Source organism: Vibrio sp. Hal054 (genome assembly GCF_037162405.1).
Classification (GTDB): domain Bacteria; phylum Pseudomonadota; class Gammaproteobacteria; order Enterobacterales; family Vibrionaceae; genus Vibrio; species Vibrio diazotrophicus.
In genome coordinates this window covers 3,118,799-3,134,549 of sequence record NZ_JARLUT010000001.1, presented here as the reverse complement: position 1 = coordinate 3,134,549, position 15,751 = coordinate 3,118,799, and the positions used below count along the sequence as shown (strand labels likewise).

10 protein-coding genes and 1 pseudogene are annotated in these 15,751 nt (G+C 44.4%); 10 read left to right on the top strand and 1 reads right to left on the bottom strand.

The features are described from left to right. Nucleotides 1-68: 68 nt before the first annotated feature. Nucleotides 69-968, bottom strand: a complete 900-nt coding sequence (locus tag P4S58_RS14615; RefSeq protein ID WP_102962987.1) for a helix-turn-helix domain-containing protein — start codon at nt 966-968, stop codon at nt 69-71. 206 nt (nt 969-1,174) lie between these two features. Here P4S58_RS14615 and P4S58_RS14610 point away from each other — a divergent pair, with 206 nt between their 5' ends. From P4S58_RS14610 to P4S58_RS14565, 10 genes and pseudogenes are all read left to right on the top strand, one after another. Further along, complete coding sequence (locus tag P4S58_RS14610) at nt 1,175-2,515, top strand: MATE family efflux transporter (RefSeq protein ID WP_042488047.1); 1,341 nt, start codon at nt 1,175-1,177, stop codon at nt 2,513-2,515. A gap of 344 nt (nt 2,516-2,859) precedes the next feature. Continuing rightward, nucleotides 2,860-4,143, top strand: coding sequence for a carbohydrate porin (locus P4S58_RS14605; RefSeq protein WP_102962986.1), 1,284 nt, complete (start codon nt 2,860-2,862; stop codon nt 4,141-4,143). Nucleotides 4,144-4,304: 161 nt separating this feature from the next. Next, nucleotides 4,305-6,329, top strand: a complete 2,025-nt coding sequence (locus tag P4S58_RS14600; protein WP_337164400.1) for a methyl-accepting chemotaxis protein — start codon at nt 4,305-4,307, stop codon at nt 6,327-6,329. 255 nt (nt 6,330-6,584) lie between these two features. Further along, a pseudogene (locus P4S58_RS14595) lies at nt 6,585-7,591 on the top strand (LacI family DNA-binding transcriptional regulator). A gap of 18 nt (nt 7,592-7,609) precedes the next feature. Continuing rightward, nucleotides 7,610-8,854, top strand: coding sequence for an ABC transporter substrate-binding protein (locus P4S58_RS14590; RefSeq protein ID WP_042488055.1), 1,245 nt, complete (start codon nt 7,610-7,612; stop codon nt 8,852-8,854). 63 nt (nt 8,855-8,917) lie between these two features. Next, on the top strand, nt 8,918-9,907 hold the full coding sequence (locus P4S58_RS14585) for a carbohydrate ABC transporter permease (protein ID WP_042488058.1): 990 nt from the start codon (nt 8,918-8,920) through the stop codon (nt 9,905-9,907). Between the two features lie 91 nt (nt 9,908-9,998). Then, nucleotides 9,999-10,805 carry a carbohydrate ABC transporter permease gene (locus tag P4S58_RS14580; RefSeq protein WP_373279509.1) on the top strand — a complete coding sequence of 269 codons (807 nt, stop codon included), beginning with the start codon at nt 9,999-10,001 and terminating at the stop codon, nt 10,803-10,805. A gap of 9 nt (nt 10,806-10,814) precedes the next feature. Next, nucleotides 10,815-12,164 (top strand): GH1 family beta-glucosidase, encoded by a 1,350-nt coding sequence (locus P4S58_RS14575; protein ID WP_337164581.1) that lies wholly within the window; start codon nt 10,815-10,817, stop codon nt 12,162-12,164. Continuing rightward, a complete protein-coding gene (locus P4S58_RS14570; protein WP_042488066.1) occupies nt 12,164-13,255 on the top strand; it encodes an ABC transporter ATP-binding protein in 1,092 nt (363 codons plus the stop codon). Before P4S58_RS14575 ends, P4S58_RS14570 begins: the two co-directional genes overlap by 1 nt. Before the next feature lie 76 nt (nt 13,256-13,331). Beyond that, on the top strand, nt 13,332-15,743 hold the full coding sequence (locus P4S58_RS14565; RefSeq protein ID WP_337164398.1) for a GH36-type glycosyl hydrolase domain-containing protein: 2,412 nt from the start codon (nt 13,332-13,334) through the stop codon (nt 15,741-15,743). The last annotated feature ends 8 nt before the right edge of the window (nt 15,744-15,751 follow it).

Here is a 15,751-nt window from a genome sequence, read left to right as displayed (position 1 = left end):
GAAAATCGTTGATGGGAAAGTACGGCCTGTCTGCTTCTTTAGCTATTTAAGGTTTAGCTATTTAAGTTTTAGGTATGGGCTGTATCTTCAGTTTCTGGTTTTCTTTTTTGTTTGATGTATTGGCGTGGGCTTAAAGCGAATTTCTTCTTAAAGCATTTGGAAAAATAGTTGCTGTCACTAAAACCGGATTGCTCTGCCACTTGCTGAATCGGAATAGGATTGTCATTGGTCAGTAAGGCGTGCGCATATTTAAGCTGCATCTCTCGTAAATACAGATTCGGCGATGTGTTGAGAAACTGTTTAAACAACCTTTCGAGCTGTCGCTGGCTAATAAATGCAGCTTGGGCGATATCGCGACTATGCATATTGCCGTCGGTAAAATTTTGTTCAATAAATATCAGCGCTCTGCCTAAAGCCATGGTGGTTTGAGGAAGGTCTTGCGTTTGTTGTTGGTACATTCGCGCCAAGGTAACCGCTAGTTGCTGCATTAAACTGGTCAGCATGGTCTCAAAGCCATTTTCAGCTCGGTCATATTCTTGTCCGATTGTCTGAATGAGTTGTTCAACGATAGAAAACTGTTCACCGTTTAAAGTTAGCTGTGAGCGGTACTTACTGGTTTGACGCGCAATCGGCTCAACTTTGAACATCGCTTGATAACCAGAGAGCCTTCTGAGTGAAGGTGTCTCAAAAAATGGGGCATCAGCTTCAAACATTAAGTTAATGATTCTTAGCTTATCGACATCCTGAAAAGCGTGTTCAATATCCCCGTTTATTACGAATATATCTCCGGGATTTAGAGGGTAAATGTGCGACGAAACTAAGTGGTTGCCTTTGCCACTGATCACTAAAAACAGTTCAGAGTAATCATGACTGTGTAAGCCAAAATCATGGTAGTGATGGCAATCCAGATAAGCAAACTTCAGGTGTGGGTAACGCTGATGACGTTTTAGGTGATAAGTGGTCTCCATGTCGTTATTTTCCTTTTATTGGTCGCGTTTTTGGTAGAAGTTGCCTGTTGCCTATCATAGACTTAAGCGCCAAAAAATATCAAACCCATACTTGCATATCCCGTTCGGGCAAAAATATAGAATTAACCACTCTTTTATCTAGCCAGTGATGACACCCTGTCAGCCCACTCTGGGACAGCGTTACTATCCCTTTTAAGGTCAAAATAATGCCCAAAAATGAAAAATTTCATCAACGTATGTCTATTGTTGCTTTAACGTGGCCAATATTGGTGGAAATTTTGCTGAGGACTGCACTCGGTACCAGTGATGTATTTATGCTTTCTGGTTATTCAGATAAAGCGGTTTCAGCGGTTGGAGTCATCACTCAGCTAACCTTTTTCCTGATCATTGTTTCTACATTTGTCAGTAGTGGCACTGGCATTCTTATTGCTCAATACAATGGAGCGGAGCGAACTCAAGATGCGACTAATGTGGGCGTAGCCAGTATTGCGCTTTCCGTCGTTGTCGGTGTGTTGCTCAGTATTGCCGCGGTGCTGGGTGCTGTGCATCTTATCTCTTTTTATGGTCTCGAGCCTCAAGTTGAACTTTATGCTCAAGAATATCTCATTATCAGTGGCGCAATGACGTTTAACGTGACGATCGGTATTGTCTTTACCACCATTCTGCGCAGTTACGGCTATTCTCGCTCACCTATGGTGGTGAACATGGTCAGTGGTTTGCTGAATGTGGTTGGTAACTATATTGCGCTTTATCAACCGTTCGGCTTGCCTGTTTACGGGGTTCAAGGTGTAGCGATAGCGACGGTTGTGAGTCAGGTTGTTGGAACGGTGACTCTTGGCTTTATATTGAAATACAGCCCTATTTCATTGCCGATGGGCTCATTAAAGAACGTTCCTGCTGGGGTATACAAAAAAATTCTTAAAATAGGCGGAATGAATGCGGGTGAAGTGTTGTCCTATAACATGGCACAGATTGCAATTGTCTACTTTGTTGTGCAAATGGGAACCGCTTCGCTTGCTGCTTTTACCTATGCGCAAAATATCGCGCGTTTTTCGTTTGCCTTTGCTTTAGCAATAGGTCAAGCAACCCAGATTCAGACGGGTTACTACATCGGCAAAGGCTGGATAGAGAGTATTCTTAAGCGGGTGCAGATCTATTTCTTGGTGAGTTTTGTTGTCTCTATTTCTGCGGCCAGTGCTATTTATTTGCTTAGAGATTCAATATTGCCTCTGTTTACTCATCAACCGGAGATCTTGTATCTCACAGGGACATTAGTGATGGGGTCGATCATTCTTGAAGCAGGACGTGTGTTTAACCTTGTTTTTATCTCTGCTTTGAAAGGGGCGGGGGACGTTCGTTTCCCTGTACAAATAGGCATACTGTGCATGTGGGGTGTCGGGGTGTGTTTCTCTTACCTTTTAGGTATTCATTGGGGCTTTGGGGTCATTGGTGCTTGGATGGCGATAGCTTTAGATGAATGGGTGCGTGGCATCATTATGTTGGTGAGATGGCGTTCATCGTCTTGGGTTAGGTTCAAACTTCTGTAACATAAAGCTGTTTTCATATAACGGTGGAAGAAAGTTGTCCGTGAAAGTTTTCATAATGTTGAAAGTTTTCATGGGCAGTTTGTTTTTTAAGCACAAAGAGCACGAATATTTCGTGACTAAATTCGCTAAACCCCATGAAATGAAAGCGATTTCATTATTAGTAAACGAGAAAAATCGTTCTTAACTAGTTGAATTCAATTTAATATCCATATCAAAGACTCTTCGCGCTTGTTTCATGCTATTTATTTCGATACGCGGGTGTGAAGTCGGCAAATATTTTCAAACCTTTCATTACTTATTATTTCCCTGAATTAGAACAAACCTAAATTTAATAGGGAAATAACATGAAGAACTTTAAAGTTTTACCAATAACTTTTGCTGTGGCATCTATTTTATCCTCTGCCTCTGTGTTCGCGGCAGATACCGATATGTCAGCTTTAGAAAAGCGTATTCAAGAGCTGGAAGCTAAGGTTGTTGAAATTGATTATGTAAATGATCAACAACAAGCTGTATTGACGCCAGATACAAAAGTACCTCAAGGAATTATTTTCTCTGGTTATGCTCGCTACGGCGCACATTATTCGGATGGTGATAAACGTTATGTGGAAGTCGGTAGTTCTGGTAAATCGTTAGGTCGTTTGGGTAACGAAGCTAACGGTGGCGAGTTCCAGTTCGGCAAAATATTCCAAGCAGATAATGGCGCTAAATGGGATATCGTGTTGATGGTCGACGACTGGAACAATGACCAATGGAGTTCATCTGGCGGTGTAAATTTGAAAAAAATGTACGCAGGTGTGACCAACATATTTGAAAGCCAACCTGAGCTGTATATGTGGGCAGGTCGTGATTTCCACGGTCGTCTACAACAAGGTTTGAACGATTACTTTGTATTCACGCACGATGGTCAAGGTGCGGGTTTCAACAACTTAAATCTTGGTGGCGCTAAGCTAGACATGGGCTTTGTGGCTCAAGTTGACAGTGAGGGAAGTAGTGCTTTAGGTAATGACACTGGTATTTACGCGATTACTTCTAGACTGCACAGCATCAACGCGGGTATCGGCAATCTTGATCTGTATGCTAACTATGGTTTTGCTTCTGATGAAGCAGACGCAAACAAAACCAATGAAGACTCATTGCAAGTCGGTGCAGTATTGGGCCTAGGCAGCTCAAACAAACTGGTTATGAAGTACACTGATGGTGCTGATAATTCTGCGTTTGACTTAGCGGGTGACAAACAAGTGGTATACGCGAGTTTGGAAGGTAACGCTAAAGCATCGGATCAATTCATCATTGATTACTTAGTCTCTTACAAAAACATTGCTGGCGCTGACGCAGATGAGAAAAACGAATACGCAGGTATCGTTCGTCCTCAATACCAATGGGATGAAGTGCATTCAACTTGGCTAGAAGCGGGTTATGCGATGGAAGATTGGGATAACGGCAAAGAAGTGAATGGCTGGAAAGTAACACTTTCTCAAAACGTTTCACTTGGTGGCCTACCTTGGAGCCGTCCAATGCTTCGCTTCTACACCACTGTGGGTGATGTTGAAACCACTGAAGCAGGTTCTTCTACTTCAACAACTGTCGATACAGTTGCAGTAGGTGCAATGTTCGAAGCGTGGTGGTAATCCACTCATAGTTTACTGTCTATCTATGTATTAGCCCCAAAGGCAGATTATTGGGGCTTGGTTTACCAACCAATTTAACTCCAACTTTGGGCACCAATGTGTGCCCATTTTTTATCTTGCAAAGAACAGCATGTAGTGAATTGTTTATCAGTAGGTGGAGTATGCCCTTTCAATCGTTAGTTTCTCGTCTCTATCTTGGTTGTGCGTGCGTTATCGCAATTATGATCGGGTCTGCATGGCTATCTGTCAGTAGTAACCAGAACGTTACGGCTAAGATGGAATCCATCACTCAAGATGCAACGCCGCTGATGCTTCGCTCAGCGCAGCTTACCATTGATTTTCTTAACATTAATCGCAGTTTGACGCCGTATTTATCGGCGCAGTATCTGGATGAATTGCCGCCCTTTGTTGAGTCAATTCAAGCCAATATCGAGACTTATAACACTCAGCTTCGTTGGTTTGTTGCTCAAACACAGCAACGGCCAGAGTTGCACGATTACGTAGAGCCAATCACTGTGCAGGGGGAGCAGGTATTAGCGGTTTTGAATGCTGTTATTGACGCACATGCCAGTTACTTAGATCAGTTAGACCAGAGCTATCTGTTGCAGTCTCAGTTCCAATCACTCGTCACTCAGTTGGGTAATGCGCTTCAACGTGCGCGCAGCAGCGCAGAATCGGCAGAGGCGCTAAAAGCCCTGGATGCACTTACCAGCCAAGTTGGTTTGTTGAACAACGAAGCTAACGAAGTGTTCAAGTTGCAAGATATGACGGAACTCCGCTCCGTTGCTCGTCGCCTGACCAATCGCCAGCGTTATCTTGATGAGAGTGAACAACTGCTGATCAAAAATCACTCAAAGCTCTATTCTTCGCTTGAAACACCACTATCCGTACTTAAACAACTCACTTTCCAACCAACAGGTGCAGTAAAGATGCATGTTGATGTGGTTGAGCAAGCGGAGAATCTCGCAGAATTACGCTTCGAATTAGAGCAAAAAATTGATGCTCAGTTGGCGAATGTCGACAACCTTTCTCGTTATGCTAATCAAATCGCCAACCAACTCTATGATGAAGCAAGACAAGCGTCGAGTGAGACTCGTTCGCTGTTTATTGGTATCTCGTTGGCCTCCATTTTTATTACGGCATGTCTGGTGCTGAGTTTTACCAATATGGTACGTAAAGCGACCGGACTTTTGCTCAATGCATTAAATCGAATTGCAGCTAAAGATTTGACTCAGGAAGTGGAATATTCGGCAAACAATGAATTTGGACAAGTGGCGGAAAAGGTCAACCTGGTTGTTCGCCATCTATCGTTGATTATTGAACGCATACGTCAATCAAGCGCCGAGCTCAATAGCACCTCATTGACCAATCAGGGAATCAGTACCGAGCTCAATGACGCTATTTACGAGCAAACTTCGCAGACCGTATCAGTAGCTTCCGCGATGGAAGAAATTGAATGTTCAGTGACGGATATTGCCCAATCGACAGAGCACACACTGAGCTTAGTGACTGAAGCGGTTGAGCACTCCGATAAGGCGCAAACGGATATGACTGAGAATGTGGCTATGTTGGAGCGACTTTCTCAAGAGCTAAATCAGGTCACGGCAACGAATCAAGCTCTGGAACAAGAGAGCATCAGCATTGAATCTATCTTGGATACCATTTCTGGTATCTCTGAACAGACCAACTTACTCGCGTTGAATGCTGCGATAGAAGCGGCTCGTGCGGGTGAATATGGGCGAGGATTTTCAGTGGTTGCGGATGAGGTCAGGATTCTTGCTGCTCAAACTACCCATAGCGCGAAGGAAATTCAAAATAAAATTGAGCGTTTGCAGCGTCAAACGGATATTGCTGGCAAACAGATTTCCAACTGCCTTTACGGCATGACTCAAAGTATGCAGCAGGCCAAGCAGGTTAATGGTCGCTTTGTGAAATTGCATGAACTGCTGAATCAAGTGTCTCATCGTAGTCAACAAATCGCTTCCGCAACGATTGTTCACCAATCCGTTGCCAGTGAAGTGACGAAAAATGTCAGTCATATTCATTCGTTATCCGAGCAAAATTTACAGCGCTCAACCCAAGTAGCAGAGCATGGCGAAAAATTAGAGCGTTTGGCTGAAATTCAATTTGAATTGACGGATAGCTTTATTTTGCAACCGGAAGAAAGAAATAAAGAAGTCATATAAATAAGAATTAAATCTTGGTGTTTTAAATATTTTAAGTTTTTTAATAAGAATATTTATAACTAAGGATGCCTGACTGGGAAAATAAGTTTCATGAAACTGTTTCATGGAAGGGGATGAAATTGTAAGAGCTCTCTACTTTTATGAAAGCTCTATTTTTTCCAAAAAATTAGTGTGACCATACTCACTCATTACTCTCACTAACTACGGAATACTTAACTTGTAAGCGTTTTCAACAAAAGTAGTATTGAGGTATCGGTGGCAACAATTAAACACGTCTCTGAGCATGCGGGGGTATCTCAGGCGACAGTATCCAGAGTAATTAATGGTACTAGTCGTGTGAGTCACGATAAAAAGCTAAAAGTCGAAAAAGCGATTAAAGAGCTGGGCTACCGTCCTAACTCTATCGCTCAGGCTTTAGCATCGAGTCGTACTGGCAGTGTGGGAATTGTTGTTCCGGAACTTGGTGGGCCTTTTTATTCGGGCATTCTTCATTGCTTGGAAGAGAACCTACGTCGCTTTGGCTACCATGCCATCGTGACAGCGGGTTCCAATACTGAACAGGGACAACGCGAGTCTGTAGAGTTTCTGCTAGGGCGCAGAGTCGATGCATTGATTCTCCATGTTCAGCACCTGAGTGATGATTACTTAATATCTTTGGAAGAGCAGGGCATTCCTGTTGTTTTAGTGAACCGCTTTATTCCAGAGATGTATCGAAGCTGTATTGATATTGATAACGAGCTGGGGGAAAACTCGCTACGCAGTATCTATTACAGAAAGGCCATACCGAGATCGCTTGTATTACCGGACCTTTAGACAAATCTGATGCTCGAGGACGCTTACAAGGCTATCGAAGAGCCTTGGAAGATGCAGGGTTGGAGTATAACGAAGCACTGGTTTCTGAAGCAGGTTTTACTGAAGAAACAGGTGTTATCGCGATGAAGAAATTGCTGAAGAGAGACTGTCGGTTCACTGCGATTTTTGCGTCAAATGATCATATGGCGTTTGGAGCATTTGAGGTGTTACGGGAAGCCGGTTATTCCATTCCTGATGATGTCTCACTTGTGGGGTTTGACGATAACATTTTTGCTCGTTATCTCACTCCCTCTTTAACCACGATTAATTTTCCGATTGAGCAGATGAGCATTGAGGCAGTACAGCTCACTTTGCAAAAGCTTAACAAGAATAAGCAAGATGTGAATTTCAAACTCAACCCTGCGTTAGTAGTGCGAGATTCAGTCAAGGACATAACGAGTACCCTATAACTACATTAAGGATAAAGCATGAAATTTAAGACCTTAGCACTTTCGAGTGCGATTGCGCTGGGACTTGCTACAACGGCAACCGCAGCTGATAGCCAGATCCGTTTTGATGGTTTCCCTGATTTTGATAGCAGCTTGAAAGTATTGCTACCTGACTTCGAGAAAGAAACGGGCATTAAGGTTGATTACCTGATGAACAACCATGGTGACCACCACACTAAGCTAACCACTAACCTTGCAACAGGTTCAGGTGCTGGTGATGTGATCGTTGTGGATGTAGAGAAGATCGGTCCGTTTGTTGCGTCTGGTGGTTTAGTTAACTTGTCGGAAAAATATGGTGCAGACAAATACGCTGACCGTTTTGCTCCGTATGCTTGGACACAAGGCAAAGGTGCTGATGGTGATGTTTACGGCATCCCTGTCGATCTTGGCCCAGGTGTTATGTACTACCGTACTGATATCTTCAAAAACGCGGGTATCGACGTGAATGCAGCGATCAAAGACTGGGATTCTTACATCGATGCAGGTGAAAAACTAAAAGCGAAAAACATTCAGTTGATTGCTTCAGCAGCAGACGTAGCGCAAGCCATTATCTTTACCACAGTACCTGAAGGCGAAGGTCTATATTTCGACAAAGAAGGTAACCCAGTGGTCACTTCTGAGCGTTTTGTGCACGCGTTTGAAGTTGCGAAAAAAATTCGTGACAAAGGCTTAGATGGCAAAATTCTAGCTTGGTCAAACGAGTGGTATGAAGGTTTCCGTAACGGTACGTTTGCAACTCAGCTATCAGGTGCTTGGCTACTTGGCCACTTAAACAACTGGATTGCACCAGGAACTGCGGGTAAATGGGGCGTATCTCACCTACCTGATGGTATCTACGGCAGCTGGGGTGGTTCTTTCCTTTCTATCCCGACTCAATCTACCAAGCAAGATGATGCGTGGAAGCTAATTGAATACATGACAACTCGTCGTGATGTACAGCTTAAACACTTTGAAACTATCGCAGCTTTCCCTGCTAACGTAACTACTTACGATGATGCACTGTTCTCACAAGAAATGCCTTTCTTAGGTGGTCAGAAAGCTCGTTTGCTGTTTGCTGAAGTGGCGAAAAACATCAAGCCAGTCGCACCAGCGAAAGGTGACCACGTGGCGCGTTCAATCGTCCTAGAAAATGCACTGATGGAAGTGTTGGATGAAGGTAAAGATATCAAGACTGCGCTTGAAGAAGCAGAGCGCTTGATTAAACGTCGTACGCGCAATCTGTAAGCCAAAGTTGTTTTAAAATTTGGGAGGCGTTACTTACGCCTCCCTAGGTAAGGGGTTGTTACTATGAACCAATCTACAGGTAACTCAGTGAAAACATCAGGCGGCGAAAGCCTTTTTTCTCGCCTGAATTTGAAAGCGCTTACACCGTATTCGTTTCTGTTGCCGTTTTTAGTTATTTTTTCTGTATTTGGAATATTTCCGTTACTTTTTTCTGTCTTTTTGTCGTTTCACTCATGGAACCCTGTGGAAGGGTTGGGAGCGATGGAATATGTGGGAGTTGAAAACTACCATATCGCTCTGACTGACCCATGGCTATGGCGTTCTCTGAAGAATACTTTTTGGTTAGCGATTACCTCTGGCCTAGCTCAGCACTTAATTGCCATTCCAGTTGCGTACATTCTTGTATCAATGGGGGATAAGATCCGTCATTGGTTAACATCAGCGTATTTTCTTCCGTATATCACTTCTACGGTTGCGGCATCACTGATTTTCTTCAACATGTATTCACCAAACTCCGGCATCATCAACCAAACGTTGATAGCACTGGCAGACAGTTCACTGTTTGGTTGGGCATTTGCTTGGGTTAATGATTTCCAACCGATTCGCTGGTTGGATGATGCGACTTTGATTAAGCCATCTATCGCCATCATGGTGTTCTGGAAGTACACAGGTTTCAACATCGTACTGTACACCACTGGCTTAATGACTATTCCGAAAGACATCCTTGAAGCTGCCCGTATGGATGGTGCCAACGCACTACGTCGCTTCTGGAACATTTCACTGCCTATGATTCGCCCGTTTGTTTTCTTCGCAGTCACGATGACCATCATTGGTAACTTGCAGTTGTTTGAAGAACCGTTTGTGTTGACTCGTGGTGGCGGCGGTACTGGTCAGGCTGGTCTTACTATCTCTATGTACTTGTACAAGGTGGGCTGGGAATGGCTTGAAATGGGTACGGCGTCAGCTATCTCTTGGTTGCTGTTTGCTCTGATTGCAGCTTGTACCATGGTTCAATTCTTCTTCTTCGGTAAAAAAGGTTTGGGGGAGCAATAACATGACGACTCAATCTGTTACATCAAACTCGTCGTTGTGGGCTTCGATTAAGCCTAGCGATCGAGCGATTGAAAGTTTCACTAAGATCTTGATGGTTATTTTGGCACTTGTCCTGATTGTGTCAGCGATTGTGACTGTTTTCCCGTTCATTTGGTCTGCTCTGCTTTCGACACGTGACCGTGGGGAGATCTTCGGTACAGGAATCAGTTTTGCCATTGGTGACAGCCTAGCTATCAACTACGCCAAACTGCAACAGATCATGCCTTTTTGGCAGGCGATGTTTAACTCTATCTACGTTGCATTCTTAGGAACAACGATTTCATTGCTGTTCTGTAGTATGGGTGGATATGCGTTTGCGGTATTTAAGTTCCGTGGCAAAAACATTCTGTTTGGCATGCTGGTTGGTTCGATGATGATTCCGCCAGTGCTCAGTCTGATCCCGTATTTCATGATCGTTAAGTTCTTAGGTTTGCTGGATAACCATGTATCGGTATGGCTTCCGTTCACGACCACACCTTTTGGTATTTTCCTGATGCGTCAGCACGTAGTGGCTTCCATTCCGAAAGAGCTGCTAGAAGCGGCAAAACTGGATGGTGCAGGTGAGTTCAGAACGTATTGGAGCGTGGTACTACCGTTGATGAAACCAGCACTTGCGACTCTGGCTATCGTTCAGTTCGTCTTCTTCTGGAACATGTTTATGCAACCTCTCGTGGTGCTAATGACTCCAGAAAACTATGTAATTACTCAGGCACTACGAAGTGTACAAGGTATTCCTAATACTCCTTGGGGAGCAGTAATGTTGGGCACCACAATCTCGATTCTTCCTCTGGTTGTGACTTATCTCTTTGCGTCTAAACAGATGATTAGTGGCTTAACGTCCGGTGCAGTAAAAGGTTAAAAAATGACAATAAATAAATATCAGTTGCCGAAAGATTCGGCACTACTTACTCAAGATTTTGTTTTCGGTGTCGCGACGTCTTCTTATCAGATCGAAGGCGGTATTCATGAAGGTGGTCGTACGCCATCTATTTGGGATACGTTTTGTAAGGTACCAGGCAAAGTAGATAAAGGTGACAACGGAGATGTTGCTTGTGACCACTACCACTTGTGGAAGCAAGATATCGAAATGATTGCAGATCTAGGTGTGGATGCGTACCGCTTATCGATTGCATGGCCAAGAATCCTGCCTCAAGACGGCGTGGTTAATCCTGAAGGTCTTAAGTTTTATGAGCAGATCATCGATGAGTGTCATGCACGCGGTTTGAAAGTTTATGTGACGCTTTACCATTGGGATCTTCCTCAATATTTGGAAGACAAAGGTGGTTGGCTGAACCGTGAAACAGCGTACAAATTTGCTGAATACGCTGAAGTCGTCAGCGCGCATTTTGGCAACAAGATCGATGTTTACACCACACTTAACGAACCATTTGTTGCCGCTTTCTTAGGCTACCGTTGGGGTGAACATGCACCTGGTATTCAAGGTGATAAAGAAGGTTACCTCGCGTCTCATCACCTGATGTTAGGCCATGGTTTAGCCATGCCAGTACTAAGAAAGAATGCACCTGAGTCTAAGCACGGCATTGTATTTAATGCTAGCCCGAGCTATCCGGAGAGCGAAAAAGATCAAGCGGCGGCTGACTACTGTGAAGCAGAGAACTTCCATTGGTTCATCGACCCTGTACTCAAGGGTCAATATCCGAGTGCTGTGGTTGAAAAACAAAAAGCCAATATGCCAATGATCCTAGCGGGCGACTTAGAAATCATGTCGGCACCGGTGGATTACATCGGTATTAACTATTACAGCCGCAGTGTTGCTCGTTTCAATGAGCAAAATGAGATTGAAACAATTAAGCCAGAAGGCGCTGAATACACTCACATCGGTTGGGAAATGTATCCGCAAGGCCTAACGGATCTTCTCGTAAGAATTGATCAGCGTTACGACAATGTGCCGCCTTTATACATTACGGAAAATGGTGCAGCTGGTAATGATTCAATTATCGATGGTGTCGTCAATGATGAACAACGTGTTCGTTATTTCCAAACTCACCTAGAAGCGGTTGATAACGCTATCCGCGCAGGTGTTCGTGTCGATGGTTATTTTGCATGGAGTTTAATGGACAACTTCGAATGGGCATATGGCTATGAACAGCGTTTCGGCATCGTCCATGTTGACTATGCAACCCAGAAAAGAACATTGAAGCAGAGCGCTATTGCGTACCGCAATATGCTTCTAGAGCGCGCCGAGGAGAACAAGTAATGGCTAAAGTAGAATTTCGTAAAATTAAAAAGTCTTTTGGAAATGTGGATGTCGTTAAGCACTTTGATTTCACAGTAAAGGATGGCGAATTTGTGGTTTTCCTTGGTCCTTCTGGCTGTGGTAAATCAACTACGCTACGTATGCTCGCGGGACTTGAAGACATCTCTTCTGGCGAAATCTATGTTGACGATAAGTTGATGAACAAGATTGATGCTAAAGATCGCGATTTGGCGATGGTGTTCCAAAGCTATGCTCTGTACCCACATATGACTGTGTATGAAAACATTGCTTTTGCCCTCAAGCTCAAAGGCATGAAGAAACCAGACATAGACGTGGAAGTTCGTAAAGCTGCCAAAATGCTGGAGCTAGAAGCGTTACTGGACCGTAAGCCGAAAGAGCTTTCTGGTGGTCAACGTCAGCGTGTTGCGATGGGCCGCGCGATGGTACGTACACCGAAAGTGTTCTTGTTTGATGAGCCGTTGTCTAACCTTGATGCCAAGCTACGTGGTGTGATGCGTGAAGAGATCAAACAGCTACACCGTGAGCTGAAAACAACCACTATCTATGTAACTCATGACCAGATCGAAGCGATGACATTGGCTGATCGCATCGTGATTCTGAAAGATGGCTATGTGGCACAGGTTGGTACTCCAACGGAAGTGTTTAAACGTCCTGCAAACAAGTTTGTTGCTCAGTTCATCGGTAACCCGTCAATGAACATGTTAGATGCGAAATTGATTAGTGAGCAGAATGAATACTTTATTCTTTTGGGTGATGTGAAGATTCCACTCCCTGAGCGTTTTAAAGCGCATGCTTCTAAGAATCTTGCTCTGCACTTTGGCATTCGACCAACCGATATCCACTTACGTCCAGAGCAAGTCGATCATGACCGTGTGTTGCCGATTCCAGTCACTATCAAAGACAAAGAGTTGCTTGGTGCAAGCATTCTGCTGAGAACAGAAGTGAGCGGTCAACCTTTGACTGTAGAAACACAGGCAGCAGAAGTAGAGAGCAAAGAACAGACACTTTACGTTGACCTGGATGCTATTCACTTGTTTGACGCGTTGAGTGAAAAATCACTGGCTCACTAGTAACCAGCCTAAATACAAGACCCAAGAATCAATTTAATAGTTAGCTCCTACACGTATGGGAGCTAAGGATAGTGATATGAAATTCGGATATTTTGACGATAACAATAAAGAATATATCGCCACCACTCCTTGTACACCGATTAAGTGGTGTAACTATGTAGGTACACTGGAGTTTGGTGGTCTGGTTGACAGCAACGGTGGTGTTGTTTTGTGTAAAGGTGACCCTGCGCTGAACCGCATCACCAAATACATTGCCCAACTGCCTAACTCAGACTTTAAAGGCTCTACTGTCTATCTGAAAGTGACCAACCGTGAAGGGAAAGTTGAAGTATTTTCACCTTTTTACACGCCAACACTAAAGCCGCTGGAAAAGTTCGAAAACCACACCGGTCTTTCGTACACAAAAATCATTTCAGAAGGCTATGGCGTTCGATGTGAAGTGACTCTGTTTGTGCCTAAAGATGCTCCTGTGCTACTTGAAGACATCAAAGTCACTAACATAAGTGATGAAGAGCTGCATGTAGATGTTGTACCTGTGTTTGAATTCACCCATTTTGACGCGTTAAAACAATTGGTTAACGCAGACTGGGTACCTCAAACCATGACTTTAAAAGCGCATCAACAAGCGTCTGGACATACAGTTCTAGAGCAGTATGCCTTTATGAAACGCGACTACGCGGTAAACCTGGTGACGGCAGATCGCCCAGCGACTTCATTTGATGGTGATCGCCAGAAGTTCCTCGGTAATATGGGTTATGGCAGCTGGGCTGCGCCTGAAAAACTGTTTACTGCTGAACTGGGTAATAGTGAATGTCTGCGTGGTGACAACATTGGCGCATTAAACTTGCGTTTAGGTTGGTTAGAACCACAGCAGAACGAGCGTACCGTTGTACAGCTAACGCAAATGCCGAGCCTAGCACAAGCTGAATCTATGCTTGCGAAGTATCGTGATCATCAAGAAGTGGATAAGGCGTTTTACGCTCTGGCTACTCATTGGGACAACTATCTTGCGGCAGTTCAGGTTGAAACGCCTGATCCAGCAATGAACTCAATGCTGAACATTCACAACCCACGTCAGTGTCACACAACGAAAAACTGGTCACGCTATTTATCTTTGTATCAGCTTGGCTACGGTGCTCGCGGCATTGGTTTCAGAGACTCTTCGCAAGACACTCTTGGTGTTATCACTCATATGCCTGAAGAAGCGCGCGAGTTTATCGAGCGTCTGCTTTCGGTACAAAACGTTGATGGTTCAGCGATGCACCAGTTCTTCCCATCTACGATGGAAGCGAACGCAGGTGACTCTCGTGAAGAAGAAGATCGCCCTGATTACTACGGCGATGACCACTTGTGGATTGTTTATGCCGTAACGCAGTACGTCAAAGAAACAGGTAATGCAGAGTTTCTCGATAAGCTAATTCCGTTCTATCAAAAAGATAAGCAAGGCAAACCACTTGAATCGGCGAGCGTGTGGGAACACTTATGCCGAGCGATTGAATTCACTCGTGGTAATACTGGTCAACATGGCTTGCCACTGCTTGGTTTCGCTGACTGGAACGATACGGTGAACTTGCCAACGGGTGCTGAGTCTCTAATGGTTGCCAGCATGTACGGTAAAGCGCTACTCGATATGCTCGATCTCTGCCGCTTGCGTGGTGAAGATGACCGTGCCGCGCAATATCAGGCACAGTATGAGCAGATGAAAGCTATCGTTAACCAATGTGGCTGGGATGGTGAGTGGTTTGTTCGTTACTTTGATGAGCAAGGACAACCTGTCGGTTCTCATACCAACGCTCAAGGCCAAATCTATACCAATGGTCAAAGCTGGCCAGTGATTGCAGGCTTTGCTGAGCAAGAACGCGCGACTCAGGCGCTTAACTCGGTATACACCAAACTCAATACGGCAAACGGTATTAAGCTTTCAACCCCTGGTTACAATGGCTTTAACCCGAACCTTGGTGGTGTTTCAACTTACCCTCCGGGCGCGAAAGAAAATGGCGGTATTTTCCTCCACTCCAACCCTTGGGTGATGATTGCTGAAGCGAAAATGGGTAACGGTGATCGTGCTTACGAGTACTACCGCCAAATTAACCCTGCATCAAAGAATGATGTGATTGATATCTTTGAATCTGAACCTTACTGCTACCCGCAAAATATCCTTGGTGATGAGCATCCGCAGTTTGGTCTTGGCCGAAACGCTTGGTTGTCGGGCACATCTTCGTGGACTTATGTTGCCGGAACACAATGGATTTTGGGCGTGCGTCCTGACATTGATGGTTTGATTCTTGATCCTTGTATTCCAGTTGATTGGAAAGAGTTTCGCGTTAAACGCCAGTTCCGTGGTGCGACCTACCACATTCACGTAACCAACCCAGACAAGGTAAGTAAAGGTGTGGCGGAGTTGCGCGTGAATGGTGAAGTCCTAGCAGGGAACAAAGTGCCAGTGTTTACTGAAGGTGAACATCAAGTAGAGGTAAGACTCGGCTAGTGAATGAG

Excerpts from the sequence above, each read along its gene's own strand:
- P4S58_RS14615 (WP_102962987.1), bottom strand. The coding sequence starts at position 968 with ATGGAGACCACTTATCACCTAAAACGTCATCAGCGTTACCCACACCTG.
- P4S58_RS14610 (WP_042488047.1), top strand. The coding sequence starts at position 1,175 with ATGCCCAAAAATGAAAAATTTCATCAACGTATGTCTATTGTTGCTTTA.
- P4S58_RS14605 (WP_102962986.1), top strand. The coding sequence starts at position 2,860 with ATGAAGAACTTTAAAGTTTTACCAATAACTTTTGCTGTGGCATCTATT.
- P4S58_RS14600 (WP_337164400.1), top strand. The coding sequence starts at position 4,305 with ATGCCCTTTCAATCGTTAGTTTCTCGTCTCTATCTTGGTTGTGCGTGC.
- P4S58_RS14590 (WP_042488055.1), top strand. The coding sequence starts at position 7,610 with ATGAAATTTAAGACCTTAGCACTTTCGAGTGCGATTGCGCTGGGACTT.
- P4S58_RS14585 (WP_042488058.1), top strand. The coding sequence starts at position 8,918 with ATGAACCAATCTACAGGTAACTCAGTGAAAACATCAGGCGGCGAAAGC.
- P4S58_RS14580 (WP_373279509.1), top strand. The coding sequence starts at position 9,999 with ATGGTTATTTTGGCACTTGTCCTGATTGTGTCAGCGATTGTGACTGTT.
- P4S58_RS14570 (WP_042488066.1), top strand. The coding sequence starts at position 12,164 with ATGGCTAAAGTAGAATTTCGTAAAATTAAAAAGTCTTTTGGAAATGTG.
- P4S58_RS14565 (WP_337164398.1), top strand. The coding sequence starts at position 13,332 with ATGAAATTCGGATATTTTGACGATAACAATAAAGAATATATCGCCACC.